The sequence below is a fragment of the Streptomyces olivochromogenes genome (genome assembly GCF_001514115.1).
GTDB lineage: Bacteria > Actinomycetota > Actinomycetes > Streptomycetales > Streptomycetaceae > Streptomyces > Streptomyces olivochromogenes.
In genome coordinates, this window is record NZ_KQ948456.1 from 400,057 (window position 1) to 424,201 (window position 24,145).

The 24,145-nt window shown below is 72.4% G+C and carries 23 protein-coding genes; 9 read left to right on the forward strand and 14 right to left on the reverse strand.

Features of this window, described 5'->3' with window-relative positions:
* Positions 1 to 82: 82 nt before the first annotated feature.
* Positions 83 to 820: a hypothetical protein gene (locus AQJ27_RS19475; RefSeq protein ID WP_067370249.1), complete on the reverse strand. Its 738-nt coding sequence runs from the start codon at positions 818 to 820 to the stop codon at positions 83 to 85.
* Between the two features lies 1 nt (position 821).
* Positions 822 to 1,343, reverse strand: coding sequence for a sigma-70 family RNA polymerase sigma factor (locus AQJ27_RS19480; protein WP_054231760.1), 522 nt, complete (start codon positions 1,341 to 1,343; stop codon positions 822 to 824).
* A 294-nt stretch (positions 1,344 to 1,637) separates the two neighbouring features.
* Here AQJ27_RS19480 and AQJ27_RS19485 point away from each other — a divergent pair, with 294 nt between their 5' ends.
* Entirely contained in the window at positions 1,638 to 2,654 is a 1,017-nt protein-coding gene (locus AQJ27_RS19485) for an aspartate-semialdehyde dehydrogenase (protein WP_067370251.1), read from the forward strand.
* A gap of 68 nt (positions 2,655 to 2,722) precedes the next feature.
* Here the strand turns inward: AQJ27_RS19485 and AQJ27_RS19490 are convergent, their stop codons facing one another.
* A complete protein-coding gene (locus AQJ27_RS19490; protein WP_067370254.1) occupies positions 2,723 to 3,220 on the reverse strand; it encodes a DUF1203 domain-containing protein in 498 nt (165 codons plus the stop codon).
* A 111-nt stretch (positions 3,221 to 3,331) separates the two neighbouring features.
* Here AQJ27_RS19490 and pepN point away from each other — a divergent pair, with 111 nt between their 5' ends.
* Positions 3,332 to 5,911: an aminopeptidase N gene (pepN, locus tag AQJ27_RS19495; protein WP_067370257.1), complete on the forward strand. Its 2,580-nt coding sequence runs from the start codon at positions 3,332 to 3,334 to the stop codon at positions 5,909 to 5,911.
* A 99-nt stretch (positions 5,912 to 6,010) separates the two neighbouring features.
* Here pepN and AQJ27_RS19500 read toward each other — a convergent pair whose 3' ends face one another.
* The gene (locus tag AQJ27_RS19500) at positions 6,011 to 7,297 is read right to left on the reverse strand and encodes a M14 family zinc carboxypeptidase (RefSeq protein WP_067370260.1); all 1,287 of its coding nucleotides are present in this window, start codon (positions 7,295 to 7,297) and stop codon (positions 6,011 to 6,013) included.
* 352 nt (positions 7,298 to 7,649) lie between these two features.
* Between AQJ27_RS19500 and AQJ27_RS19505 the strand changes: the two genes are divergently transcribed.
* Both AQJ27_RS19505 and AQJ27_RS19510 read left to right on the forward strand, forming a co-directional pair.
* Entirely contained in the window at positions 7,650 to 8,969 is a 1,320-nt protein-coding gene (locus AQJ27_RS19505) for a HesA/MoeB/ThiF family protein (protein ID WP_067370625.1), read from the forward strand.
* Positions 8,966 to 10,126, forward strand: coding sequence for a hypothetical protein (locus AQJ27_RS19510; RefSeq protein ID WP_067370264.1), 1,161 nt, complete (start codon positions 8,966 to 8,968; stop codon positions 10,124 to 10,126). Before AQJ27_RS19505 ends, AQJ27_RS19510 begins: the two co-directional genes overlap by 4 nt.
* Positions 10,127 to 10,161: 35 nt before the next feature.
* On the opposite strand, the gene AQJ27_RS19515 is transcribed toward AQJ27_RS19510, so the two are convergent.
* The 4 genes from AQJ27_RS19515 to AQJ27_RS19530 all read right to left on the reverse strand — a co-directional run bounded on the left by AQJ27_RS19515 (position 10,162) and on the right by AQJ27_RS19530 (position 13,867).
* The gene (locus AQJ27_RS19515; RefSeq protein WP_067370267.1) at positions 10,162 to 10,938 is read right to left on the reverse strand and encodes an SDR family NAD(P)-dependent oxidoreductase; all 777 of its coding nucleotides are present in this window, start codon (positions 10,936 to 10,938) and stop codon (positions 10,162 to 10,164) included.
* An 88-nt stretch (positions 10,939 to 11,026) separates the two neighbouring features.
* On the reverse strand, positions 11,027 to 12,394 hold the full coding sequence (locus AQJ27_RS19520) for a sigma-70 family RNA polymerase sigma factor (protein ID WP_067370270.1): 1,368 nt from the start codon (positions 12,392 to 12,394) through the stop codon (positions 11,027 to 11,029).
* Positions 12,395 to 12,468: 74 nt separating this feature from the next.
* Entirely contained in the window at positions 12,469 to 12,702 is a 234-nt protein-coding gene (locus AQJ27_RS60830; protein WP_067370274.1) for a hypothetical protein, read from the reverse strand.
* A gap of 208 nt (positions 12,703 to 12,910) precedes the next feature.
* The gene (locus tag AQJ27_RS19530) at positions 12,911 to 13,867 is read right to left on the reverse strand and encodes an EamA family transporter (protein ID WP_067370277.1); all 957 of its coding nucleotides are present in this window, start codon (positions 13,865 to 13,867) and stop codon (positions 12,911 to 12,913) included.
* A 170-nt stretch (positions 13,868 to 14,037) separates the two neighbouring features.
* Between AQJ27_RS19530 and AQJ27_RS19535 the strand changes: the two genes are divergently transcribed.
* Entirely contained in the window at positions 14,038 to 14,535 is a 498-nt protein-coding gene (locus AQJ27_RS19535) for a MarR family winged helix-turn-helix transcriptional regulator (RefSeq protein ID WP_067370279.1), read from the forward strand.
* Positions 14,536 to 14,573: 38 nt separating this feature from the next.
* Here the strand turns inward: AQJ27_RS19535 and AQJ27_RS19540 are convergent, their stop codons facing one another.
* The 3 genes from AQJ27_RS19540 to AQJ27_RS19550 form a co-directional block, all read right to left on the reverse strand.
* Complete coding sequence (locus AQJ27_RS19540) at positions 14,574 to 15,071, reverse strand: hypothetical protein (protein WP_067370629.1); 498 nt, start codon at positions 15,069 to 15,071, stop codon at positions 14,574 to 14,576.
* Positions 15,072 to 15,256: 185 nt separating this feature from the next.
* Positions 15,257 to 15,706, reverse strand: a complete 450-nt coding sequence (locus AQJ27_RS19545) for a DUF4279 domain-containing protein (protein ID WP_067370282.1) — start codon at positions 15,704 to 15,706, stop codon at positions 15,257 to 15,259.
* Between the two features lie 239 nt (positions 15,707 to 15,945).
* On the reverse strand, positions 15,946 to 17,451 hold the full coding sequence (locus AQJ27_RS19550; protein ID WP_067370285.1) for an FAD-dependent monooxygenase: 1,506 nt from the start codon (positions 17,449 to 17,451) through the stop codon (positions 15,946 to 15,948).
* A 113-nt stretch (positions 17,452 to 17,564) separates the two neighbouring features.
* On the opposite strand from AQJ27_RS19550, the gene AQJ27_RS19555 reads away from it, so the two are divergent.
* On the forward strand, positions 17,565 to 18,158 hold the full coding sequence (locus AQJ27_RS19555; protein ID WP_067370288.1) for a TetR/AcrR family transcriptional regulator: 594 nt from the start codon (positions 17,565 to 17,567) through the stop codon (positions 18,156 to 18,158).
* A gap of 167 nt (positions 18,159 to 18,325) precedes the next feature.
* Here AQJ27_RS19555 and AQJ27_RS19560 read toward each other — a convergent pair whose 3' ends face one another.
* The 3 genes from AQJ27_RS19560 to AQJ27_RS19570 form a co-directional block, all read right to left on the reverse strand.
* Positions 18,326 to 18,565, reverse strand: a complete 240-nt coding sequence (locus tag AQJ27_RS19560) for a hypothetical protein (protein WP_054231770.1) — start codon at positions 18,563 to 18,565, stop codon at positions 18,326 to 18,328.
* A 136-nt stretch (positions 18,566 to 18,701) separates the two neighbouring features.
* Positions 18,702 to 20,954 (reverse strand): 4-alpha-glucanotransferase, encoded by a 2,253-nt coding sequence (malQ, locus tag AQJ27_RS19565; protein WP_079065087.1) that lies wholly within the window; start codon positions 20,952 to 20,954, stop codon positions 18,702 to 18,704.
* On the reverse strand, positions 20,955 to 21,194 hold the full coding sequence (locus AQJ27_RS19570; RefSeq protein ID WP_067370291.1) for a hypothetical protein: 240 nt from the start codon (positions 21,192 to 21,194) through the stop codon (positions 20,955 to 20,957). It lies immediately after the preceding gene.
* A 174-nt stretch (positions 21,195 to 21,368) separates the two neighbouring features.
* On the opposite strand from AQJ27_RS19570, the gene AQJ27_RS19575 reads away from it, so the two are divergent.
* The 3 genes from AQJ27_RS19575 to AQJ27_RS19585 are packed head-to-tail and all read left to right on the forward strand — an operon-like array spanning position 21,369 to position 23,979.
* Positions 21,369 to 21,902, forward strand: a complete 534-nt coding sequence (locus tag AQJ27_RS19575; RefSeq protein ID WP_067370293.1) for a PadR family transcriptional regulator — start codon at positions 21,369 to 21,371, stop codon at positions 21,900 to 21,902.
* Positions 21,899 to 22,636 carry an ABC transporter ATP-binding protein gene (locus AQJ27_RS19580; RefSeq protein ID WP_067370296.1) on the forward strand — a complete coding sequence of 246 codons (738 nt, stop codon included), beginning with the start codon at positions 21,899 to 21,901 and terminating at the stop codon, positions 22,634 to 22,636. Before AQJ27_RS19575 ends, AQJ27_RS19580 begins: the two co-directional genes overlap by 4 nt.
* Positions 22,633 to 23,979, forward strand: a complete 1,347-nt coding sequence (locus tag AQJ27_RS19585; RefSeq protein ID WP_067370299.1) for an FtsX-like permease family protein — start codon at positions 22,633 to 22,635, stop codon at positions 23,977 to 23,979. The genes AQJ27_RS19580 and AQJ27_RS19585 overlap by 4 nt, the downstream gene beginning before the upstream one ends.
* Positions 23,980 to 24,145: the final 166 nt, after the last annotated feature.

The window sequence follows — 24,145 nt, forward strand, 5'->3', positions numbered from 1 at the left end:
TCCGGAAACGGGCGCCCGCCCTTCTTCACGGGCACGTGCCTTCTTCACCGGCACGTGCCTTTTTCACGGGCACGTGCCTTTTTCACGGGCACGTGAGGGTGCGGGACGCGGGCAGCGCCTTCACGATCCACGCCCGTTCGTCGGCGATGGCCTTCTCCCCCGTGGTCCAGCCGGTCGGTGTCGCCGGATCGTCCTGGAGGGCGACGAGTACCCGCTCGCCCTCGCGCGGCCGGGGAGCCACCTCCTCGTCCAGGACGAGGACGACCTCGGCCTTCCCCTTCTCGGGCTTGTAGTAGCGGTCCACGTGCAGGGTGATCCGGTTCTCCGTGGTGCCGGGGAGCGGCTCGACGTCGGCGACCGTGCCCTCCGCGACGAGCCGGGCGCAGGCCAGATAGCCGGGGGCGCTGAGCGAGGCCCCGTCGCCCGCGCTCCCGCTGTCGGCCGCCTTGGCCCCGCTGGTCTCCGACACGCCTGCCCCGTTGTGCGCGAGGATCCAGCCCATGCCGACGACCATCGCGGCCACGGCGGCCACGACGAGGGTGCCCACCACAAGAGCTAGGGGACGGCGCCCGCGATTTCTGGGGGCGCCCTCGGGGCGGCGGGTGCGCTTTCTGGGAGCCCGCACCGGAACCGGCTTCGCTTCCTCCTCACGGTCCGCCAGCGCGTCCCCGATGACCGCCAACTGCTCCCGCAGCAGCGCCACATCGGCCACCGCCGACCGGTGCTCGGCCATGAACTCCGGGTCGTCGCCGGCCCCTTCGGGCAGAGCCTCGTCAGTGATCGCGGCCAACAGCGCGTCCACTCCCTCATACTCGGCCACGTCACACCACCTCGTCCTCGTGCAGGCGGGCGCGCAGGGCGCGGACCGCCGAGTGCAGCCTGCTCTTGACCGTGCCCTCCGGGATGCCGAGCTCCTCGGCGATCCCGCGCACGGACAGATCGGCGTAGAAGCGCAGGACGAGGACCTGGCGCTGGGCGTCGGGCAGCTCGTCCAAACCCCGCGCCACGGCGAGCGAGAGCACGCTGGAGTCCTCGTCACGGGCGTCCGCGGGCTGCCGCAGCGAGGCCAGCCGTTCACCGAGCCGCTCCTGGCGCCGCTTGGCCCGGTGCCAGTCCATCGCCAGGTTCGAGGCGACGACCGCCGCCCACGCGGACACGTCACGCGGCGCCTCGTCCCCCTTCGCCGCGCGTTCCAGCAACCGCAGGCGGACCTGCTGCACCCCGTCCGGCAGGTCCGCCTGCGGTACGCCACCGAGCGCGAGCACCGCCCGCACCCGGCGTTCCTGGGCCGCGTCCAGGGGATCGTCCGCCCCCTGGACCCGGCGTGCCTTTCTGCGCAGCACTCCGCCTCTCCCCTCCCGCGTTTCCTCTACGACGCCGGTGCGGGCCAAAACGTTCGGCCGCACGCAAAAGAGTCGTACGTCACACCGGGCCGGGGCCGGTGAGGACGCCCATGCCGTACGGCTTGCGGTCTCCGGCGGCCGGTGGACGGTTTTCTTTCGGATGCCGCAGGAATGCCGAACGGCGGACGTGTCCCATTCCTCGGGCGGCACGGGCAAAGGATTGGACACGCGGGGACGGGTGAGACGCATGATGGAAGCGCTGGACCACGTAGAACGCACGCTAAGGGAGTCGCCGTGAGGGTCGGAATCGTCGGAGCCACCGGTCAGGTCGGCACAGTCATGCGCAGGATCCTCGTCGAGCGGAAGTTCCCGGTCGAGGAGCTGCGGCTGTTCGCCTCGGCGCGTTCGGCCGGGACGGTGCTCGACGGTGTCACGGTGGAGGACGCGGCTACGGCGGACTACTCCGGCCTGGACATCGTGCTGTTCTCCGCGGGCGGCGCGACCTCCAGGGCGCTGGCCGAGAAGGTCGCCGCGCAGGGCGCGGTCGTGATCGACAACTCCTCCGCGTGGCGCAAGGACCCGCAGGTGCCCCTGGTGGTGTCCGAGGTGAACCCGCACGCGATCGCCGACCGCCCCAAGGGCATCATCGCCAACCCGAACTGCACGACGATGGCCGCGATGCCGGTCCTGAAGCCGCTGCACGAGGAGGCGGGGCTCGAGGCGCTGGTCGTCGCGACGTACCAGGCGGTGTCCGGCTCCGGCCTCGCGGGCGTGGCCGAGCTGCACGGCCAGGTACTGAAGGTCGCCGCGGACGCCGACAAGCTGACCCATGACGGCGGCGCGGTCGACTTCCCCGAGCCGGGGGTCTACAAGCGCCCCATCGCCTTCAACGTGCTCCCGCTCGCGGGATCGATCGTCGACGACGGTCTGCACGAGACGGACGAGGAGCAGAAGCTCCGCAACGAGTCCCGCAAGATCCTGGAGATCCCCGCCCTCAAGGTCTCCGGCACCTGTGTCCGCGTCCCGGTGTTCAGCGGCCACTCCCTCCAGGTGAACGCCCGCTTCGCGCGTCCGCTGAGCGTGGAGCGCGCGACCGAGCTGCTGGCCGGCGCCCCGGGCGTCACCCTCTCGGAGATCCCGAACCCGCTCGAGGCCGCCGGCAAGGACGCGTCCTACGTGGGCCGCATCCGCGCCGACGAGACGGCCGAGCACGGTCTCGCCCTCTTCGTCTCCAACGACAACCTCCGCAAGGGTGCCGCACTGAACGCGGTCCAGATCGCGGAGCTGGTGGCGGCGGAACTCAAGGGCTGACGGAGCTCAGGGGCTGACGCCCGCACCACGTGCCCCGGGGGCGGTCACCGCACGGTGACCGCCCCTTCTCACGCCCGCCGCACCTCGTAGAGGAAGCACCCGTACTCCACGGCCCGTACGTGGACGAGCGCCACCTCCGGGTCGGCGAAGGCCTCGTCGAAGGCGTCGTCGAAGGCCTCGGGGTTCCCGACCAGACGGCCGCCCAGGATGTGGCCCTCGGCGGAGTAGCGGCGGACCGTGCGGTGAGCGCCCGGGAAGGGGTGGCCGCGCAGGTCGGGGCCCGGGCAGTCGTCGGCGTGGATGAAGACCGGGCCCTGTTCGTCGTACGCGCCCGGGTCGACGCCCGTCCCGGCGGCCCAGCGGCGCAGGGGCGCGTAGGAAACGAGGGCGATCCGCTCGCCGGGTTCGCTGCGCCGCAGACAGCAGCGCAGCGGCGCGCCGCCCTCCTCGTCCGCGAAGGGAACCATCGGACGGTCCGCATCGTCAGCTGTGCGGAGATCCTTCAGGACCGCCGGGTCGATGGAACGTGCCGTGTACGTCGTCGCGTCCGCCGTGTACGTCGTCATGTCTCCAGGCTCGCGCCCGCGTGTGCCTGGCACCGGCGGGAAACGGACATCGCATCCGTGCAGGTCCCATGGAAGGATGGCGCAACCGTCACATAACGAGGAGATGACCGCGTGCCTGGCACAAACCTGACCCGCGAAGAGGCGCAGCAGCGGGCGAAGCTGCTCACCGTTGACTCGTACGAGATCGATCTCGACCTCTCGGGCGCGCAGGAGGGCGGCACCTACCGGTCCGTTACCACGGTGCGCTTCGACGTCGAGGAGAGCGGCTCGGAGACCTTCATCGACCTGGTGGCTCCCGCCGTTCACGAGGTGACCCTGAACGGGGACCCTCTCGATCCCGCCGAGGTCTTCAAAGACTCGCGGATCGCGCTTCCGGGGCTCCTGGAGGGCCGCAACGTCCTGCGTGTCGTGTCCGACTGCGCGTACACCAACACCGGTGAGGGCCTGCACCGCTTCGTCGACCCCGTCGACCAGCAGGCCTACCTCTACACCCAGTTCGAGGTCCCGGACGCGCGCCGGGTGTTCGCGAGCTTCGAGCAGCCCGACCTGAAGGCCACCTTCCAGTTCACCGTGAAGGCGCCCAGCGGCTGGACCGTGATCTCCAACTCCCCGACGCCCGAGCCCAAGGACGACACCTGGGTCTTCGAGCCGACGCCGCGGATCTCCACGTACATCACCGCGCTGATCGTCGGGCCGTACCACTCCGTGCACAGCGTGTACGAGAAGGACGGACAGAGCGTGCCGCTCGGCATCTACTGTCGGCCCTCACTCGCCGAGTTCCTCGACTCGGACGCGATCTTCGAGGTCACCCGGCAGGGCTTCGAGTGGTTCCAGGAGAAGTTCGACTACGCGTACCCGTTCAAGAAGTACGACCAGCTCTTCGTGCCGGAGTTCAACGCCGGCGCGATGGAGAACGCGGGCGCGGTGACGATCCGCGACCAGTACGTGTTCCGGTCCAAGGTGACCGACGCCGCGTACGAGTTGCGGGCCGCCACGATCCTGCACGAGCTGGCCCACATGTGGTTCGGCGACCTGGTCACCATGGAGTGGTGGAACGACCTGTGGCTGAACGAGTCGTTCGCCACCTACGCCGAGGCGGCCTGCCAGGCCTACGCCCCCCAGTCGCGCTGGCCGCACTCCTGGACGACCTTCGCCAACTCCATGAAGACGTGGGCGTACCGGCAGGACCAGCTGCCCTCCACCCACCCGATCATGGCCGAGATCAACGACCTGGACGACGTCCTCGTCAACTTCGACGGCATCACGTACGCGAAGGGGGCGAGCGTCCTGAAGCAGCTCGTCGCCTACGTCGGCATGGACGAGTTCTTCAAGGGCGTGCAGGCGTACTTCAAGCGGCACGCCTACGGCAACACGCGCCTGAGCGATCTGCTGGGCGCCCTGGAGGAGACCTCCGGGCGCGACCTGAAGACCTGGTCGGAGAAATGGCTCCAGACCGCGGGCATCAACATCCTGCGGCCGGAGATCGAGACCGACGCGAACGGGGTCATCACCTCCTTCGCGATCCGTCAGGAGGCTCCGGCGCTCCCGGAGGGTGCCAAGGGTGAGCCGACCCTCCGCCCGCACCGCATCGCGATCGGCCTCTACAACCTCGACGACGACAGCGGCAGGCTGGTGCGCGACCAGCGCGTCGAGCTGGACGTCGACGGCGAGCTGACGGCCGTACCGGAGCTGGTCGGGGGGCGCCGCCCGGCGGTCTTCCTGCTCAACGACGACGACCTGTCGTACGCCAAGGTCCGCCTCGACGAGGACTCGCTCGCCTTCGTCACCGAGCACCTCGGCGACTTCGAGTCGTCCCTGCCCCGTGCCCTGTGCTGGGCCTCGGCCTGGGACATGACCCGCGACGGTGAGCTCGCCACCCGCGACTACCTGTCCCTGGTCCTGTCGGGCATCGGCAAGGAGTCCGACATCGGTGTCGTGCAGTCGCTGCAGCGCCAGGTGAAGCTGGCGATCGAGCTGTACGCCGACCCGACGGCCCGCGAGGCGCTGCTGACCCGCTGGACGGACGCGACGCTCGCGCACCTGCGCGCCGCCGAGCCCGGCGGCGACCACCAGCTCGCCTGGGCGCGTGCCTTCGCGACGACCGCCCGTACGCCGGAGCAGCTGGACCTTCTGGAGGGCCTGCTGGAGGACCGGGAGACCATCGAGGGCCTCGCCGTCGACACCGAGCTGCGCTGGGCGTTCGTCCAGCGGCTCGCGGCGGTCGGGCGCTACGACGAGGCGGAGATCGGCGCCGAGGCGGAGCGCGACAAGACGGCGGCCGGTGAGCGGCACGCGGAGACGGCGCGGGCCTCGCGTCCCACCGAGGAGGCGAAGGCGGAGGCCTGGGCCGCGGTCGTCGAGTCCGACAAGCTCCCGAACGCCGTGCAGGAAGCGGTGATCGGCGGCTTCGCGCAGACCGACCAGCGCGAACTGCTCGCCCCGTTCACGGACAAGTACTTCTCCGTGGTGAAGGACATCTGGGACGCGCGTTCGCACGAGATCGCCCAGCAGATCGTGGTCGGTCTCTACCCGTCCGTCCAGGTCTCCGAGGAGACCCTCGCCAAGACGGACGCGTGGCTGGCCTCGGCCGAGCCCGCCCCGGCCCTGCGGCGCCTGATCTCGGAGTCCCGCTCCGGGATCGAGCGCGCGCTGAAGGCCCAGGCGGCGGACGCGGCGGCGGCGTCCGCGTAGTCGGTCGTACGTGAGTGGGGGCTCCCGGCGTCGTGCCGGGAGCCCCCTTTCGCATGAGCGCGCGCGTGCGTGCGTGTGGGCGCGTGGGGGCGCCCGGGGTCACACCAGGGCGCGGGCGAGTGCGAGCATCGTGCGGGTCTGGAGCTCGGTCTGGTCGGTCACGGGGACCCAGCGGGCGTCGAAGGTGCTCGCCAGTTCACGGGCCCAGGCCTCCACGAGGGTGTCCAGCGCGGGGGCGCCGCCCAGGGCCTGCCGCATCATGGCCGCCGCGCGCAGCGGGATGCGCCGGGCGGCGACGCCGAGGGAGACGGCGTTGCCCACGGTGGTGGCGAGTTCGGCGGAGTTCCAGGTGTCCACGACTCCGGGGCCGATGTCCATGAGCTCACGGGCGGCGGTGAAGTGGGCGATCTGGTCGGGGGTCTGCGGTGACCTGGGTCCCAGCTCCCCCACCACCGCCTCCAGTTGTTTGGCCCGGCCGAGAAGGATCTCGCTCGCCTCCGCGACCTCGCGCCGGGGCTCGGCGACGGGCCGTGGATCGCTGACGCCCGCCACGCTCCAGAAGGGCGCCTCGACGACCGCCGACACGGTTCCGTGCCGCATCGCGTACAGCCAGGTCGCCTGGGAGGTGAAGCCGGAGGGGTCCCGTTCCTCGGTGGGGCTGCTGTCCGGCAGGACGAGCACGCCCGGGCTCTCGGCCAGCCATCCCATGCCGTCGAACGGCCGGTGTTCCAGGGGAATGCCGAGGTCCGCCGCGATCCGACGGTAGGCGGCCGCCGCCCCCGGCACCGCGCGAGTCAACTGCAGAAAGGATCCGCCCACTTCGACGCCGTGGAGCGAGAACTGCACGACCGGGCGTAGTTCGTCGATGAGCCGCACCAGCGCCTCGGACTCCGGCATCACCGGACGCGGGTCACTCGCGACGGGCGGAAACTCGGGCTGCGCGGCGAAGGCGGGCCGGTAGAAGCGCCGGTAGTAACCCCGGAGGGTCGGCGAGGCCTCGGCGACGCGTCCCTCGCCGGGCAGCCCCTCGCCGGGCATCCGCTCGCCGGGCATCCCGGTCAGCCAGCGCCCCGCGAGGCTCGCGCCGTCGGGGTCGAGGCAGAGCAGGAAGTTCCAGGTGCAGCCGGACTCCTGGAGCAGCGCCGGCTCCCGCGCGAACCTCTCGGCCAGGGAGAGCGAAGTGACCCCGCCCACCGGTTCGTTGGCGTGCGCGCCGGCGACCGTGAGGATGTGCCGGGGGCCGTGTCCGGCCGACAGCAGCCACAGCGGCCGGCCGGCACGCGAGGTCCCGACGGCACGCAACCGCAGTGCACCGGGCCGTGCCGCCACCGCCGCGCGAGCGCGTCGCAGCAGCTCGCCGAGGGTGGGATACGGGGTTCCCCGCATGCCGGGCTCCGGTCAGGTGCCGTTCGCGTTGCTGTCCCCGGTGGTCTCCTTCTTGTCCAGCGGACGGATCACGATCTTGGCGGCCATGTGGCCCCCTCTCTGTGTGGGCTCTGCGGTGGCCGAGTACCTGTCCGGCGAAACGGATCAGCCGCCGTTGCCTCCGCTGCTGTCGCCCGTGGTCTCCTTCTTGTCCAACGGGCGGATCACAATCTTGGTGGGCACCCCAACTCCTCTCGTCAATAGGGACGTTGAGCGTTGCGGGCGCGATCGCCGACCGCGTCTTGTCAAGGCTCGACTCGGGGGACCAGAGTGTCAAGGCATGTACCTGTAACGGGAAGGGGTCCTGGTGACGGTGCCGGTCGACACGCTCCGCAGGCCCCGGATCAAGCCCGAGCACCGGCCGTACCGCACGATCGACGGCAACGTCCGCATCGGCAGCGTCATCCACGGCATCGGCGCCGAGATCGAGGACCCGCAGGGCTGGGTCTGGACGCTGGTCGAGACGATGGACGGAACGCGGGAGCCGTCGGCGGTGGTCGGCGAGGTGCTGAGGGCGCATCCCGAACTTCCCGACCTCACGGCCGAGGACGCCCGGCAGGCGATGGCGGACCTGCTCGACGCCGGGTTCGTGGAGGACGCGGCGGCGCCCGTGCCGGTGTCCGAGCGGGAACGGCTGCGCTACAGCCGGGGGGTGCCGCTGCTGCGCTGGATGGACCTCGGACCCCGCACAAGCCCCTGGGACGCCCAGCTCCGGCTGCGCCGGGCCCGGGTGCTGCTGGTCGGCGTCGGCGGCACGGGCGGGTACGCCGCGCAGAGCCTGGTCGCCTCCGGGGTCGGCCGTCTGCACTGCGTGGACCCGGACGTGGTGGAGCTGTCCAACCTCAACCGCCAGCCCCTCTTCCGCGAGTCCGACCTCGGCCGCCCGAAGGTGACGGCCGCGCTCGCCACCCTGCGGGCGCTGAACTCGGACGTGACGGTGACCGGGGAGCGCCGGGAGATACGACACCCGGCGGACCTGGCGGAGCTGATACGGACCGGGGCACCCGAAGCCCAGAGCGAACCGAAACGGGCCGGGACGCCCCAAGCCCCGAACGAACCGAATCAGGCCGCACCACCCCAAGCCCCGAACGATCCGAAACAGGCCGGGGCACCCGAAGTCCCGTACCCGTCGCGGGGCTCGTACGACCTTCTCGTCCTCGCCGCCGACCGTCCCGACGACATCCGCCGCTGGGCGAACCGTGTCTGTCTGGCCGCGGACCTGCCCTGGGTCGACGCCGGCTACCGCGGCCCCCTGGTGACGGCCGGGGTCCACGTACCCGGCCGGGGTGCCTGCTGGGAGTGTCTGCGAGCCGGTGAGGTGGCCCGCCGCGAGCTGCGCCTGGCGCCCGGCCAGGACGACGGGGTCGCCTCCCCGCACCTGCCGTGGAACCCCGCGACCGCGGTCACCGCGGGCCTGTCCGGCGGACTGCTCGCCCACGCGGCCCTGGCCCTGCTGACCGGCGTCCCGGCGCTCGACCCCGGCTTCCGTTTCGGGATGAACCTGATGCTGCCCGGCGACCCGGTGCTGCAGAGATCCCCCCGGCGGCCCGACTGCCCGGTGTGCGGCGACGGACCTGTCGACGGGGCCACCGGCGCGGGCGGAGCCACCGGCGCGGCCGGGGAACGCGCGTGAGCCGCGTGCGCCTGCACACCCTCGACTCCCGCCCCGACGGCGACGAGTGGATCGTCGGCCGGCTGGCGACGGGCCGGTTCGTCGCGCTGCCCGAGGTCGGCAAGCAGGCGCTGGACCTGCTCGGGCAGGGGCTGAGCACCGCCGAGGTCGAGGAACGGCTGCGGGAGACCACCGGCGACGACATCGACGTACCCGATTTCGTCGAGGCGCTGGTGGACCTGGGGTTCGTCGCCGAGGTGGACGGACGGGAGGTGGCCTCGCCACCCCCGCCGAAGCCGACGCTCGCCCGGATCAGGCCCCGCCATGTGCGCTGGGTGCTCAGTCCGGCCCTGCCCGTCCTCATCGCCCTGCTGATCACCACCACCCTGCTCACCCGCCCACCCGTTCCCTTCAGTTACCGCACCCTCCTCTGGAGCCCCCACGGCAGCGCGGTGATCGCGCTCGGCGCGGGCTTCGGCTGGACGCTCCTGCTTCTCCACGAGTGCGCGCACCTGGTGACCGCCCGGGCGACCGGCGTGCCCGGCCGGATGCGGCTCGGCACGCGCCTGCAGTTCCTGGTCATGCAGACGGACATCAGCGGCATCGAACTCGCCCCGCGCCGCCACCGGTTGACCGCCTACCTCGCCGGGATCGCGACCAACCTCACCGTCGCCTCCCTGGCCGCCCTCGCCGCGGGCGCCACGCACGGCACCCCGCGCCGGATCCTGGCCGCCGTCGCCCTGCTCGCCCTGCTCCCCCTCCCCTTCCAGCTCATGGTCTTCATGCGTACGGACCTGTACTTCGTGCTCCAGGACCTGACGCGCTGCCGCGATCTGTACGGGGACGGGGTGGCGTACACGAAGTACGCGGCACGGCGGGCACTGCGCCGTACCACCGCCCCGGACCCCAGTCTCGAACTCCCCGCCCACGAACGGCGGGCGGTGCGCGTGTACAGCGTGGTGCTCGTCGTCGGCACCACGCTGTGTCTCGCCTTCCTCGCGACCGTCACCCTGCCCGCGGACATCACGCTGTTCGCCCGCGCGGTGGCGCACCTGGGCCCCGGCCACTCCGCCGCCGTGCGCCTCGACGCGACGGCCGTCGTGGTCGCGCTCGGCGGGGTGCATGTGCTGTGGGCCCGCACGTGGTGGCGCGACCACCGCGGCCGTCGGTCGTCCTAGCCGGTCCTCCTGGCCGCTCGTCCCAGCCGGTCGTCCTAGCCCGGGAACATCCCGCCGGTGACGTTGACGAAGGTGCCGGTGATGCCGCCCGCGTGGTCGGAGGCGAGGAAGGCGGCGGTCGCGGCGATCTCGGGGAGGGTGGGGTTGCGGCGGGTCATACGCATTCCGGCCAGGTTGGCGAGCAGGCCCTGGAGTGCGTTCTCGTCGAGGGCCATGGCGCTGTCGACCGCGGCGAGCTTCTCGCGGGTCAGTGTCTCGGGCACGCCGGCCGCCCACAGGCCCACGGCCCGCACCCCGCGCGGCCCCAGTTCCATCGCCAGGTTGCGTACCAGCGTGTCGATCGCCGCGTCGGCCGGGCCCGTTCCGCCCATCATCGGACTGCCGTGCGCCGAACCGCTGTTGAGCGTGAGAACCACGCCGGAGCCCCGCTCGGCCATACGGCGGGCGGCGGCGCGGGCGGTGACGACGTTGGCGCGGATACCGGTGACGACCGGGCGTACGAAGTCGTCGACGGGCATGTCGAGCAGCGAGGCACCCTGCACGTCACCACGGGTGACGAGGTTGAAGGAGATGTCGACGGCGTCCAGCGACGCGATGTGCGCCTCGACCGCCGCCTCGTCGAGCGCGTCGACGACCGCCGTCCCGGCGTGGCCGCCCTCCGCCTCGATGTCCTTGGCCACCGCGTCGAGCGTCGCCGCCGTACGCCCCACGAGGTGCACGTGGGCACCCTCGCGGGCGAAGGTACGGGCGACGGCGCCGCCGATGGATCCGCCGGCGCCGTAGATGACCGCGGTCTTGTCGGTGAGCAGCATGGTGAACCTCCGTGAGGTGGGTCGTCGGAGCGGCCCGTACGAGTCGGCCGTACGAGTCGGTCATGCAGACGTACGCGCCGCCTCTCACTCATCGGTCGGCGGGCAGCCGCAGCGGCAGTCCGAACGCCGGGAAGAGATGCGGCTCGAAGGAGGTGATCTCCACGATCCGGTCGCCCTCGATACGGAGGACGTCGAGGACCTGCGCGCGGTAGACGGTCGTACCCGGGCGCCGGACGTACCCCCCGGCGGCGAGCTGCCCGTTGGCGCGGGCGGGCAGGTGGCGCCAGTGGCCGAGGAACATCGGGGAGGCGGGGTCGAGGCTGACGGACAGGAACTCGACGAGCGCCTCGCGGCCGACGAACCAGAACGGGTTCGGCGGCATGGTGAGCGTGATGTCCTCGCTGAGCAGGGTGGCGACCTCGGTGAGGTCGAGGCGTTCGGCGGCGGCCATGTAACGCGCCAGGATCTCGCGCTCGCGGACGTCCGCCTCCGCGGTCCAGTCGGCGCGGCGGCGGGGCAGGTGGTCGCGCAGGGTGGGCCGGGCCCGTTGCAGCGCGCTGTTGACCGAGGCGACGGTCATGTCCAGTACCGCGGCGGTCTCCGCGGCGGCCAGCCCCAGGACGTCGCGCAGGACGAGGACGGCGCGCTGGCGGGGCGGCAGATGCTGGATCGCGGCGAGGAAGACGAGCTCCGTGGTCTCCCGGGAGACGGCGAGCGCGTCGGGCTGCTCCTCGGTGGAGGGCAGGTCGTCGTCGGGGTAGGGCTGGAGCCAGGTGACGCGGGCCGGGGGCTCGGCGCCGCCGTGGTTCATCCCGGGCAGCGGCTCGTAGCGCTGCGGGCGGCGCGCCGTGCGCCGCTGGAAGTCCAGGCAGGCGTTGGTGGCGATCCGGTACAGCCACGTCCGTACGCTCGCCCGCCCCGCGAACCCGTCCCGGGCCCGCCAGGCCCGCAGGAACGTCTCCTGCACGAGGTCCTCGGCATCGTCGTACGAGCCCGACATCCGGTAGCAGTGCACGCGCAGTTCGCGCCGGTACGACTCGACGAGCGCGGCGAAGTCGCTCTCCGCGAGGGCCACTTCCGTAACGGGGCCGGTCGTGACGAAATCTGCCGCGCCGGGCTCGTCCATGACGGGCTCCTCCGTACCAGGATCTGCCGAGTCGCGGGCCGTCCGGGCGATGCGCCGCAACCGTCCCACGGAGGTGGCCAGCTCGCTCACCCCGGAGTAGAAGACGGCGGGCGGCGCCGGGACCAGCTCACGGACCTGCCGCCCGACCTCCTCGATGAGCCCCTGGGCGGTGTCCGGGGGCGCCGCCCGCCGCTCCCGGTACGCCCTCTGCCGACAGGCGGCCGAGCAGTACACGGAAGTCCGCCCCTTGCGCCCGCTCCGCCCGGCCAGCGGCTTCCCGCAGCCAGGACACACGGCGTCGACCACAGGAACCTCCAGAAATCCGAGCATCGGGGCATCGGGGCATCGGGGCATCGGGGCATCGGGGCATCGGGGCAATTACGTCACGCGCGGACGACGTGACGTTATCGCCGCTCCCCCAGCCCCGCAGCCGCCTCCCGCAAAGCCTCCAGCACCCGCCCCACCGCCGCGCCCTCCTCCGCCCCGCGCCGCACCGCCGCCACCACATGGCGGTGCGGGCGGTCACCGGCGAGTTCACGCATCACGACGCCCGCGCCGAGCAGCTCGTACGCCTCCGCCGCCTCGGCCTCGCGCCCCGCGAACGGGTGACCGCCGCCGACGCGATCACCCAGCGCCACAGCGCCTGCTGCACCGGCGGCACGCTGTCGTGCAGCGCGCGCGAGACGACGAAGCTGCCGGACCAGACCACGGTGGCGACCCCTGCCAGGACGATCCCGAGCTCCGCGGCGCCGTGCGTGCGTGTGCGTGTCCGGTCCAGGACTGCCACGTATGTCCCTTGCCTTTCGGTGGTCGGGGCCGACCGGGGACCGCGTCCCCGGAGCCCGACTACCGTCGCAAGGCGGGAATCGTCACGTCCATCGAATCTTTTCGACCATTTCTTTCAGAAGGACTGAACGATCCAGCGGGAGCCGGGCGCCCGCCACGCGGCCCGACCTGGCCGAACACCGTCGCCCCGAACGCCAGCACCATCCCCGCCACCTGCACCGGCGTCAGCGACTGCCCCAGTGCCGCCCAGCCGATGACGGCCGCCGTCAGCGGCGACAGCGGGCCGAGGAAGGTGACCTGGGTGGCGCTGAGCCGGCCGATGCCCCGGAACCAGAGCCAGTACGCCACCGCCGTGTTCGCCAACGCGAGGTAGAGGTATCCACCGACCGCCCGGCCGTCCAGCGCGGGCGGCGCGCCCTCGACCAGGAGGGCGACCGGAACGATCAGCAGCCCGCCCGCCGTCAACTGCCAGGCGGTGAGCGCCAACGGACCGACCCCGTCCGGCCGGCCCCACCGCTTGGTGAGCACCGTGCCGGTGGACATCGACGCGGTCGCGGTGAGCGCCGCGAGGACCCCCACCGCGTCCAGCGCGCCCGCCGCCTTCAGCACGACGAGGCTGACACCGAGGGCCGCGGCGATACCGGTGAGCAGCGTCCGCAGGGTCGGGCGGTCACCGAGCAGCAGCGCCGCGAGGCCCGCGACGAACAGCGGCCCGACCGAGCCGACGACCGCCGCCATGCCGCCGGGCAGCCGGTACGCGGAGAGGAACAGCAGCGGAAAGAAGGCGCCGATGTTCAGCGCGCCCAGCACCGCCGCCTTCCCCCACCAGGCGCCGCGCGGCAGCACCCGGGCCAGCGCGAGGAGCAACAGCCCGGCGGGCAGGGCTCGCATCACCCCGGTGAACAGGGGGCGGTCGGCGGGGAGGAACTCCGTGGCGACGGCGTAGGTGCTGCCCCAGGAGATGGGGGCCAGTGCGGTCAGGGCTATGAGGGCGGGACGGTTCACGTTCGCGGCCATGGGGGCACCCGATTCCAAAGTAGGTCAATGGAAAGTAGCTTAGCTGTAAGCCACTTCCAGTCAAGCTACTTCTCATTGAACAACTCGCCTCCAAGCAACTCCCTCGCCAGCTACTTCCTCGTCAGCTACTTTCTTGCAGGCAATCGACCCCTCGGCAGATACTCGCCCCCATGAAGACGCCCCAGGACCCCGTCGACGCGATCATCGAGCAGTGGGCCACCGTCCGGCCGGACCTCGACACCGCCGCGATGGAGGTCTTCGGCCGCGTCTTCCGGCTCGCCCGCACGATGGGCGACCGAATGGAGAAGGCGTACGCGCCCTACGGGATCTCGCGCGGGGAGTTCGACGTGCTCGCGACCCTGCGTCGCTCGGACGACCCGTACACCCTCTCGCCCCGGCAGCTCTCGGCGACGCTCATGCTCACCACCGGCGGAATGACCGGGCGCCTGGACAAGCTGGAACGCGCGGGGCTGCTACGGCGCTCCCCCGACCCGCACGACCGGCGCGGACTCCAGGTGACGCTCACGGACAAGGGGCTGCGGCTCATCGACGAGGCCGTCGGCGCGGGGCTCGCCGTCCAGACGGAGGCCCTGGCCCACCTCGACGAGGAACGGGCCGGTCAACTGGCCGCCCTGTTGCGCGAGTTGCTGATGGGCACCGGCGCCTAGGGTCTCGGCCGGGCGGGCCGAGCCTGGCCCTGAGGGCCTCAGCCCGCCATGGCGACCCGGCTCGACCTGACACGTATCACGGCGAGCCTGCCCAGGACCTGAGCCAGTGCCATCAGCAGCAGCGCGGCGGTCCAGGCGGCGGCACCGGTGATCAGGTTGTCCTGGCTGAACCGCGCCAGGCTCCCGGAACCGCCATGAGTGGACCAGTACTCGAATCCGGCGCGCGAGGCCATGCCGACGATCCACAGGAGCGCGGCGAGTGCCCCGGCGCGGGCGAACGCGATCCCGTCCGAGGCGCGGCTCAGCCGGGTGGCCGCGCCGCAGGCGACGCCCAGCACCGCGCCGGCGACGACACCGGCGATGTCGAGTCCGAGGTCGTGCCCCTGGGTCGGGAAGGACTTGAGGTAGTAGGCGGCCGCGGCGGCGACGGCCACGAGCGGCAGCAGCGTGTTGTGCAGCGTCTGCCGGACTCCTCGGATCTGCGGGATCACGAGGAGGATGAGGGACGCGGAGATCACGTAATCGGTCGTCGTCATGCCCATGAGCTTGCGCTTCACGACGCGGAACCACCTCGGCTCCAGGGTGGAGCCGAGGGTGGGTTTCCGCCTCAACCCACGGGTTGAGATCCAGGCATGTGCCGCCGCCCAGGCCGTCCTCGGCGTCGGGCGGCTCGACCCGAAAGCCCAGACATCGACCAGTGGCGGCAGAACCTGACGAAGCGCTACTGGCCGGGGTCGCCGTCGCCCCGCTGGGCGTCGCAGTCGTAGTACACGTACTGATCGATGTCCAGCGACGCCCCGGCCTCGGCCAGCCAGGCCAGCAGGGCCGCGCCCAGGAAGATGCCCTTCTGCAGCGGGTCCTCGGGATCGGTGAGCTCCTGGACGACCACCAGGGAGACGTCGGCGTCTCCGGAGCCGGCCAGCCGTCCCAGGGCCGCGGCGAACTCCGGCCCCCAGCCGAGGACCACCGGTTCGAGATCCTCAGGCCGCCCGGGCCCGCCCGCGGCCGAGACGTGCCGGATCCAGGTCGCATGCGCGCGCGGCGGCGACTGGGGGCGCCTGCGGCTGCCGATCGCGGTCGCCTCGTCGGGCCCGGTCCCCAGCCGCACGGAGATCTCCTCCGGTTGCAGGGACTCGCTGACCACTCTCAGGTACATCCGGAACGCACTCACGGCCGGTACCTGTAATTCGTCGGAACCACCGTCTTCCCGTCCTTGCTCACGAGGACGACCCCGCCCTCGCCGTCACGCATCGTGTCGAACGCGTGGTCGCAATCACCGTAAACCGTTACCATCGGTCATGTTCAACTCAACGTCGCACACGGTGACATACCGCACCGGACGCGGTGTCGAGATGCCGGCACTTCCACGAAGCGGCGGTCACCCTCGCGTCATTCCCGCTCCGGGCAGGATCAGTTCGAAGACGGATCCCCGCCCAGCGCCGCCGCCAACGCCCGCTCGACGGTCGCCGCGTCGGGGGATTCGGCGGCCCAGGCCACGTATCCGTCGGGCCGCACCAGCAGGGTCGTACGCCGGCCACTCGCCCAACTCTCCACCGCGAGACGGTCCTTGCGACCCTTGAGGTCGTCCAGGCCGTACGCCCGGACGGCCGCCGCCGGTGCGACGAGGACGAACCGGCCGCCACGCAGGGCCTCGTAGAGGCGGCCGTCCTTCAGCGCGACATCAGGGACCCGGGTGCCGACGAGGGCGTGAGAGCCGCGCGGGGCCCGGTAGGCGAAGCCGATGCCGGTGATCTGGCCCGCCGCCTTGCGGCCCACGGGGCCGACGCCGTTGAGGACCGCGATGAACGCGGAGCGCAGCGCCAGCGTCCAGGGGTGCTTGGCCATCGCGAGCCGGACGATCCCGCCGCTGCTGCGCAGCACCGCCTTGCCGACGGGGTGACGCTCGGCCTGGTAGGTGTCCAACAAGCCCGTGTCCGCATGGCCGTTGACGACCAGCGCGAGCTTCCAGCTGAGGTTCGCCGCGTCCTGGAGGCCGGTGTTCATGCCCTGCCCGCCGGCCGGGGCGTGGACATGGGCGGCGTCACCGGCGAGGAAGACCCGCCCGACCCGGTACGCGGGCGCCTGGCGCTCGTCGCTGTGGAAGCGGGACATCCAGCGGGCGTCGTGCATGCCGTAGTCACGGCCGAGGGAGAACCGGACGATCTCCTTGACCTCGTCGAGTTCGAGCGGCGCGCTGTCGGGGACGTCGCGGCCGCGGTGCCAGCCGATCACGCGGTAGTAGCCGTCGCCGAAGGGGATCATGAAGGCGAAGGCGTCGCCGACGGCGTTGGCGGTGAGGATCGACTCCGGCTCCTCGGCGAGCAGGACGTCGGCGAGGACGACGGACCGGATGACCGACTTCCCGGGGAACGGCAGCCCCACCGCCTCACGCACCGCGCTGCGCATCCCGTCCGCCCCGACGACGTACGCGGCCGCCAGCTCCCCCGCCTCCCCGTCCGCACCCCGGACTTCGAGCGTGACGCCCGCCGCGTCCTGGCGCAGGCCGGTCACCTCGGTCTCGTACGCGAACCGCACCCCGGCCCCGACCGCCCGCCGCTCCAACGCCCGCTCCACCTCGTACTGCGGGATCACGAGCAGGTGGTTGAAGCGGGAGGGGAGCGTATCGAGGGCGACGGAGAGCCGGTCGAAGAGGCGCACGCGGTCGACGGTCCGGCCGCGACTCTCCAGCTCGTCGGCGAGACCGCGGGCGTCGAGCTGCTCCAGGGTGCGGGCGTGCAGGACGAAGGCACGGGAGAGGTTGCTGATCCCGTGCGGGCGCTTCTCGACGAGGGTGACGGGGACACCGGCGGCGGCGAGGTCCCCGGCCAGCAGAAGGCCGGTGGGGCCGGCGCCGACGACGATCACGTTCCGGGGCGCGGTGGTGCCGTTCACCTTGCCGTTCGTCTTGTCGTTCATGGCAGCCTCCTGATGCCAACGCCCGTTGGTCGACATTTGTTGGCCAACGCTTGTTTACCAACATAGAGAGCCCGCTCTGGACTGTCAACAACTGTTGGCCTACGATTGTTGGCATGTCTGCCAAGGAATTCCCCGCACCCGCCGCGGCCCCCGCGGCCCGCCGCTCGGACACCACCCGCACCGCGATCCTCACCGCCGCGCGCGAACGCTTCGCCGCCGACGGCTACGAGCGCGCCACGATCCGCTCGATCGCCAAGGACGCGCGGATCGATCCGTCGATGGTGATGCGGTACTACGGCTCGAAGGAGGGACTGTTCGCCGCGGTCCTCGACGTCGACCTGCGACTGCCGGACCCGGACGGGCTGGACCCGCACGAGGTGGGCCGCACCCTGGTGGGCCACTTCCTCGACCTCTGGGAGGAGAACGAGGTCCTCACCGTGCTGCTCCGGGTCGGCGTGACCAATCCGGACGGCGCCGCGCGCATGCAGGCCATCTTCCGGGACCAGCTCATGCCGGTCGCGCTGCGCGTGTGCCCCGACCCGGAGCAGGCACCGGCCCGGGCCGCGCTGACCTCCTCACAGGTGCTGGGCATGGCGATGGCCCGCTACGTCCTGCGATTCCCGCCCGCCGTCGCGCTGCCCCGCGAGGAGGTCGTGGCGTGGCTGGCGCCGACGGTGCAGCGGTATCTCACGGCGCCGCATCCGTGACGGGCCCCGAAGAGACTCCCCCGAGAACGCGTCGGGGGACTCCGAAAATCGGGGGACTGCGAAAACACGTCGAGGGAGTCCCCGCACCCGGTGGGTGCGCGGACTCCCTCGATCGAGAAGGATTCAGGCCTCGGCGCGCGGCCGGGGCTCCAGGAAGCGAGCCGGAATCAGGTCCGCTTCGGCTGCTTGTCGGACTTGTCCAGGACCATCACGAGGCCCGCGATGACCAGGAACAGGACGATCGGCGTCACGACGTAGAGGCCGAGCGTTTCGATCACGCTCAGGCCCTTGCCGGGGTCGTCACCGTCGTCGCGGGTCAGCGCGAGCGCGGGGGACGACATGAGCAGCATCATCAGCGTCGTACCGGAAGCCAGGGCGCCGGCGCGCAGGGCGTTCTTCTTGTCCACGGTGCAAACGTAGCGAACACCTGAATGAGTCGCGCGCCCGGGGTGCCGTACGGAGGCCGCACCCCCGCCCGGACGCCCGCTCACCTGCCCCGGTCACGCCCGCTCACCCGCACTCACCCGCCCCGGTCAGGCCCGCTCACCCGCCTCCGTCACGCCCGCGCACACTCCCACCATCACGCCCACGCGCACTCCCGCCGTCACCCTGGTCATCGCTCCCCTGGTCATCGCTCGCGCGGCCATCGCGTCCGCGGCCATCGCGTCCGCCGCGATCCCCGGACCGTCCCCGCAGCACGTCGATCAGCGCGTACAGCCGGGGCGAGGCCGCCAGCTCCTCCAGGGTCACCGGGCGGCCTTCCGCGTCGGCGATGGGCAGCCGCCAGTTCGGGTACTGGTCCCACGTGCCCGGCAGGTTCTGCGGTCGCCGGTCCCCGACCGTGTCCGGGAGCCACACGCCGATCATGCGGGCCGGGGTGCGCAGCAGGAAGCGGTGCACGGCCTGGATCTCGGCCTCCTCCGACACCGCCGAACCCGCGTCGCCCGCCCCGTGCAGCAGTCCGAGGCGGGCGAGCAGCGCCAGCCACTCCCCCGTGTCCGCCGTGGCCGCGGTCCGCTCGTCCTCCAGTGAGCCCGTGAGCAGGCCGAGCCGGTCGCGGAGTTCGACGTGGTCGCCGGTGAGCCGGGAGGCGGTGGGCGGCAGGTCGTGGGTGGTGGCGGTGGCCAGGCAGTCGGGGCGCCAGCGCTCGGGGGGCAGGGGCTTCCCGTCGCCGTCCCAGTCGCGTTCGAACCACAGCACCGAGGTGCCGAGCACCCCGCGCTCGTGCAGCGTCTCGCGTACACCGGGCTCGACGGTGCCGAGGTCCTCGCCGATCACCAGGGCCCCGGCCCGCGAGGCCTCCAGGGTCAGGATCGCGAGCATCGCCTCGGCGTCGTAGCGGACGTACGTGCCCTCGGTGGGCGGCTGTCCCTGCGGCACCCACCAGAGCCGGAACAGGCCCATCACATGGTCGATGCGCAGGGCGCCCGCGTGCCGGAGGAGGGCGCGCAGAAGGCGGCGGTACGGGGCGTAGCCCGAGGCGGCGAGGCGGTCCGGGCGCCAGGGCGGCAGGCCCCAGTCCTGGCCGCGTGCGTTGAAGGCGTCCGGGGGCGCGCCGACGGACATGCCCGCCGCGAAGTACTCCTGTTGCGCCCAGGCGTCGGCTCCGCCGGGATGCACTCCGACCGCGAGGTCGTGCACGAGGCCCACCGCCATCCCGGCGTCGCGCGCGGAGCGCTGGGCGGTGGCGAGTTGGGCGTCGGTGAGCCAGGCGAGGCGGCTGTGGAAGTCGACGCGGTCCATCAACTCGCCGCGGGCGCGGGTGGTTTCGGGTGAGCGCGGGTCGCGCAGGCCCACCGGCCACCGCTGCCACTCGGGGCCGTACGCCTCGGCGAGCGCGTACCAGGTGGCGTGGTCCTCCAGCGCCTCGCCCTCCTCGGCGAGGAAGTCGACGTAGGCGGCGCGTCGGCCGGGCCCGAGCGGCACTTGACACACCAGTTCCAGCGCTTCGCGCTTGAGCTCCCACACGGCGTCGCGGTCGATCAACGCGCCCTTGTCGAGCACGGATGCGCGCAGTCGCTCGGCGCGCTCCAGCAGCACCCCGACCCGGCCCGGGTCGTCGACGTAGGCGAACTCGGGGATGTCCTCGACGCGCAGATGGACCGGGTCGGGGAAGCGGCGGGAGGAGGGCCGGTACGGGGAGGGGTCGGTGGGGGTGCCGGGTACGGCCGCGTGCAGGGGGTTGACCTGCACGAATCCCGCACCGAGCGCCCGGCCGGCCCAGGCGGTGAGTTCGGCGAGGTCGCCGAGGTCCCCCATGCCCCAGGAGCGCCGGGAGAGGAGGGAGTACAGCTGGACGAGGAGTCCGTACGTGCGTCCGGGCGGCGCGGGCAGCCGGGCGGGGGCGGCGACGAGGTGGGCCTCGGCGGTGCGGCCGTCGGGCGCGGTGGCGTGCAGGGTGTGGACGCCGGGCGGGAGGTGCTCGGCGGCGGCGCGGGTCTCGCCCTGTTCGGTGGTGATGCGCAGCCGGGTGCCGGTCGGCAGTCCGGCGAGCGCGGCGGGCGGGCTGCCGCCCCAGCACACCACCGTGGGCGGCAGCAGCCGCTCCCGTGTCTCGGCCTCCCGGGCGGCGAGGGCCGCGCGGACGGCGTCCGGGGTGCTCGCGTCGACGCCGAGCGCCGCCAGGGCCGCGAGCACCGCGGTGTCCGTGGCCGCGACCGTACGGTCCGGGGAGGGGCTGTAGGAGGTGGCGACGCCGTGCAGTGCGGCGAGCCGCGCCAGCGGTGCGTGCGGGTCGGGAGGGCCGGCCAGCGAGGAACCGGCGGGCGAGGGGTCCGCGGGCGGGCGAGGCGCCATCTATACCCCCGAGATGTCCGTGGCGGCGCCGGTGGAGACGGGCTCGCTGGTCAGGTGCGCGGCGTCGGCCAGCGGCGGTTCGCTGGTCAGCGGCTCGGCGTCGGGCAGGGGAGGTTCGCTGGTCAGCGGGGGTTCGGCGGAGGAGCCCTCGGCGCTGAAGACGCACACGTGGGGCTCGACGGAGGGCTCCGTCGGGCGTTTGGAGAGGGCCGAGAGCAGAAGGTGTGCCGATGCGGCCACGGGGGTCTCCTTGTCGTCGTACGGCTGGAAGCGGGTTATCGCAGCTCTACCCAGCGGGCGCCGGGGCAGACGTATGCGGACGGACAACGTGCGTCTGGTCACATTCTGTTCGGGCGAGAATTTTTCGACGATCACTATTCACTCAGTACATATATCGAGTGCATACTGATCTCCATGAGCACCCGTCACATCCTGTTGGGGCTGCTCGCCGGAGGCCCGAGCCATGGCTACGACCTCAAGCGACGCCACGACGAACGCTTCCCGCAGGCCCGCCCGCTGGCCTACGGGCAGGTCTACACGACCCTGCAGCGCCTGGTCCGCGACGGACTCGCCGAGCTCGACGGGACCGACTCGGACGGCGGCCCGGAGCGCACCATGTACCGCTCCACCGAGGACGGGACCCGTGAACTGGCCCACTGGGCCGCGGAGATCGCCCCGCCCGCGCCCTTCGTGACGAACGAGATCTTCGCCAAGGTCGTCGTCGGGATCCTCGCCTCGACGGACGCCGCCGGCTATCTGCGGGCGCAGCGTGCCGCGCACATGGCGCGGATGCGCGAACTGACCGCGGTGAAGACGAGCCCGGGCGCCGATCTCGCGACCGTGCTCTCCGCCGACTACGCCCTCACCCACCTCGACGCCGATCTCCGCTGGATGGACACCACGGCGGCCCGGCTCACCACTTTGACCGCGGAGGTCGACGCAGCATGAGCAGCAGTACGAGCAGCACCAGGGACACTCCGCTGCTGGCGGCCCGAGGCCTCGTCAAGACACACGGCTCCACCCCGGCACTGCGCGGCAGCACCCTGGAACTGCGGACCGGCGAGATCCTGGCCGTCACCGGGGCCAGCGGCAGCGGCAAGTCCACGCTGCTGCACTGCCTGGCAGGGATCGTCCGTCCCGACGAGGGCACCGTGGACTACGCCGGTGAACGCCTCGACCGGCTCCCCGAGAGCCGGCTCAGCGAGCTGCGCCGTACCGACTTCGGGGTGGTCTTCCAGTTCGGGCAGCTGATCCCGGAGCTGACCGCCCTCGACAACGTGGCGCTGCCCCTGCTCCTCGCGGGCACCGCGCGTACGGCGGCGCGGGAGCAGGCCGGTGAGTGGCTGGAGCGGTTCGGCGTACGGGGGCAGGAGGCGTTGCGGCCCGGCGAGATGAGCGGCGGCCAGGCCCAGCGGGTGTCGCTGGCGCGGGCGCTCGTCACCGGCCCGCGGATCGTCTTCGCGGACGAGCCGACCGGCGCGCTCGACTCGCTCGCGGGCGAGCAGGTCATGACCGCCCTCACCCACACCGCCCGCGAGTCCGGCACCGCCGTCCTGCTGATCACCCATGACGCCCGGGTCGCCGCGTACGCGGACCGCGAGGTGGCGCTGCGCGACGGGCTCGTGGTCGACGACGCGGCGCAGGCCTTCACCGCCGGGACCTCCGTGGAGGTGTCCCGATGAGGACAGAACTGCGGCTCGCGCTGCTGCTGACCCACGGTTCCGACCGGCGGGAGTGGTGGCGCGTCACGCTCACGGCGGTGGGCGCGGGGCTCGCCACGGGCTTCGGCCTGGCCGCCGCCGCGGTCGCCTCGCTCGACGGACAGCACCGGGTGTCCCTCGGCAACGGCCTGCTGGACCAGCCCGGCGAACGCTCGGGCATCGTCCTCGCGCTGTTGCTCCTGCTGGTACCGGTGCTGGGCTTCCTCGGACAGTGCGCCCGCATCGGTGCCGTGCACCGCGACCGACGGCTGGCCGGGCTGCGGCTGGCGGGGGCCTCCGCGGCCCAGGTGCGGCGGATCGCCGCGCTGGAGGCCGGGCTCGCCTGCCTCGTGGGCTCGGCGGTCGCCGCGGTCTTCTCCACGCTGCTCCTGCTGAGCCAGTGGCAGCGTCCGCCTGCCGTCGTGTGGGCCGGGTTCGCGCTGATCACGGTCGCCGTACCCGCGCTGGGCGCACTGGTGAGCACGCTCGCCCTGCGCCGTGTGGTCGCCTCGCCGCTGGGCTGGGTGCGCCGGGTGCACCCACGGACGGGTCCGGGCCCGGGGGGCGCTTTCCTGGTGGCGTCGCTGTTCCTGCTGACCGTGGGAATCGTGATGGCACCAACAACCTTCGGCGGGTTCAGTACGGCCCCGCCGCTGGCCTTCGCCCTGGTGATCGTCACCGGTATGGGGGCCGTCTGGCTGACCGGCGCCACGGCCCGGCGCATCGGACGTCGACTCCCGGCCCGTACCGGGAACCCGGCGGTACTGATCGCCGCCGAACGCCTGCGCGAGGACCCGTGGGCCGCCGCCCGCAGCCACGCCGCCGTCCTCCTGGTGACCGTCGTGGGAACCGGCTTCCTCGGCATCCGCCAGGTGCTGCTCCAGGAGCTCGAAGGACGCGGGCCCGACTCACTCGCCGCGAGCATGTCCTTCTACACCACTGGTATCAACCTGACCGGCGCCGCCGTCCTGATCGCCCTCGCGATCACCCTCTCCGGCCTCGCTGTGGGTACCGCCGAGTCCCTGGCCACCCGCCGCCGTGGCCTGGCCGCGCAGGCCGCCGCCGGGGTACCGGCGGCGGTACTGGGCCGGGCGCTGCTCCTGGAGACGGCCCTGCCGCTGGCCCCGGCGGTCGCGCTGGCGGGCCTCGGCGGCCTGGGCATCGGCGCCGGGTACGCGTCGGTCGCCGCGGGCGTGGGATCCGTACCGCTGCTCATGCCGCTGCTGGTGCCCGTAGCCGTCTACGCGGCGTGTCTGCTCGCCGCGGCCACGTCACTGCCGCTGCTGCGCCGCTCCGTGCACCCGGCGGAGCTGCGCTACACCTGAGCCACGCTCCACCAGGGCCGCGCCGCACCTGAGCCACGCTCCACCAAGGCTGTGCCACACCTGAGCCGCCCTGCACCTGAAATGCGTGACCCGCATACCGTCCGCCCCGCGGGCACGGCCGGCTCCCCGGAAGGCACGGGGGTCCTCCTGGGGAGCCGGAACGGCA

What these genes read in the sequence shown, in the direction of transcription:
- AQJ27_RS19490 (WP_067370254.1), bottom strand. Translation starts at nt 3,220, where the DNA reads ATGACGACGTACACGGCGGACGCGACGACGTACACGGCACGTTCCATC.
- AQJ27_RS19500 (WP_067370260.1), bottom strand. Translation starts at nt 7,297, where the DNA reads ATGCGGGGAACCCCGTATCCCACCCTCGGCGAGCTGCTGCGACGCGCT.
- AQJ27_RS19515 (WP_067370267.1), bottom strand. Translation starts at nt 10,938, where the DNA reads ATGCTGCTCACCGACAAGACCGCGGTCATCTACGGCGCCGGCGGATCC.
- AQJ27_RS19520 (WP_067370270.1), bottom strand. Translation starts at nt 12,394, where the DNA reads ATGCTCGGATTTCTGGAGGTTCCTGTGGTCGACGCCGTGTGTCCTGGC.
- AQJ27_RS19530 (WP_067370277.1), bottom strand. Translation starts at nt 13,867, where the DNA reads ATGGCCGCGAACGTGAACCGTCCCGCCCTCATAGCCCTGACCGCACTG.
- AQJ27_RS19535 (WP_067370279.1), top strand. Translation starts at nt 14,038, where the DNA reads ATGAAGACGCCCCAGGACCCCGTCGACGCGATCATCGAGCAGTGGGCC.
- AQJ27_RS19540 (WP_067370629.1), bottom strand. Translation starts at nt 15,071, where the DNA reads ATGACGACGACCGATTACGTGATCTCCGCGTCCCTCATCCTCCTCGTG.
- AQJ27_RS19550 (WP_067370285.1), bottom strand. Translation starts at nt 17,451, where the DNA reads ATGAACGACAAGACGAACGGCAAGGTGAACGGCACCACCGCGCCCCGG.
- AQJ27_RS19555 (WP_067370288.1), top strand. Translation starts at nt 17,565, where the DNA reads ATGTCTGCCAAGGAATTCCCCGCACCCGCCGCGGCCCCCGCGGCCCGC.
- malQ (WP_079065087.1), bottom strand. Translation starts at nt 20,954, where the DNA reads ATGGCGCCTCGCCCGCCCGCGGACCCCTCGCCCGCCGGTTCCTCGCTG.
- AQJ27_RS19575 (WP_067370293.1), top strand. Translation starts at nt 21,369, where the DNA reads ATGAGCACCCGTCACATCCTGTTGGGGCTGCTCGCCGGAGGCCCGAGC.
- AQJ27_RS19580 (WP_067370296.1), top strand. Translation starts at nt 21,899, where the DNA reads ATGAGCAGCAGTACGAGCAGCACCAGGGACACTCCGCTGCTGGCGGCC.
- AQJ27_RS19585 (WP_067370299.1), top strand. Translation starts at nt 22,633, where the DNA reads ATGAGGACAGAACTGCGGCTCGCGCTGCTGCTGACCCACGGTTCCGAC.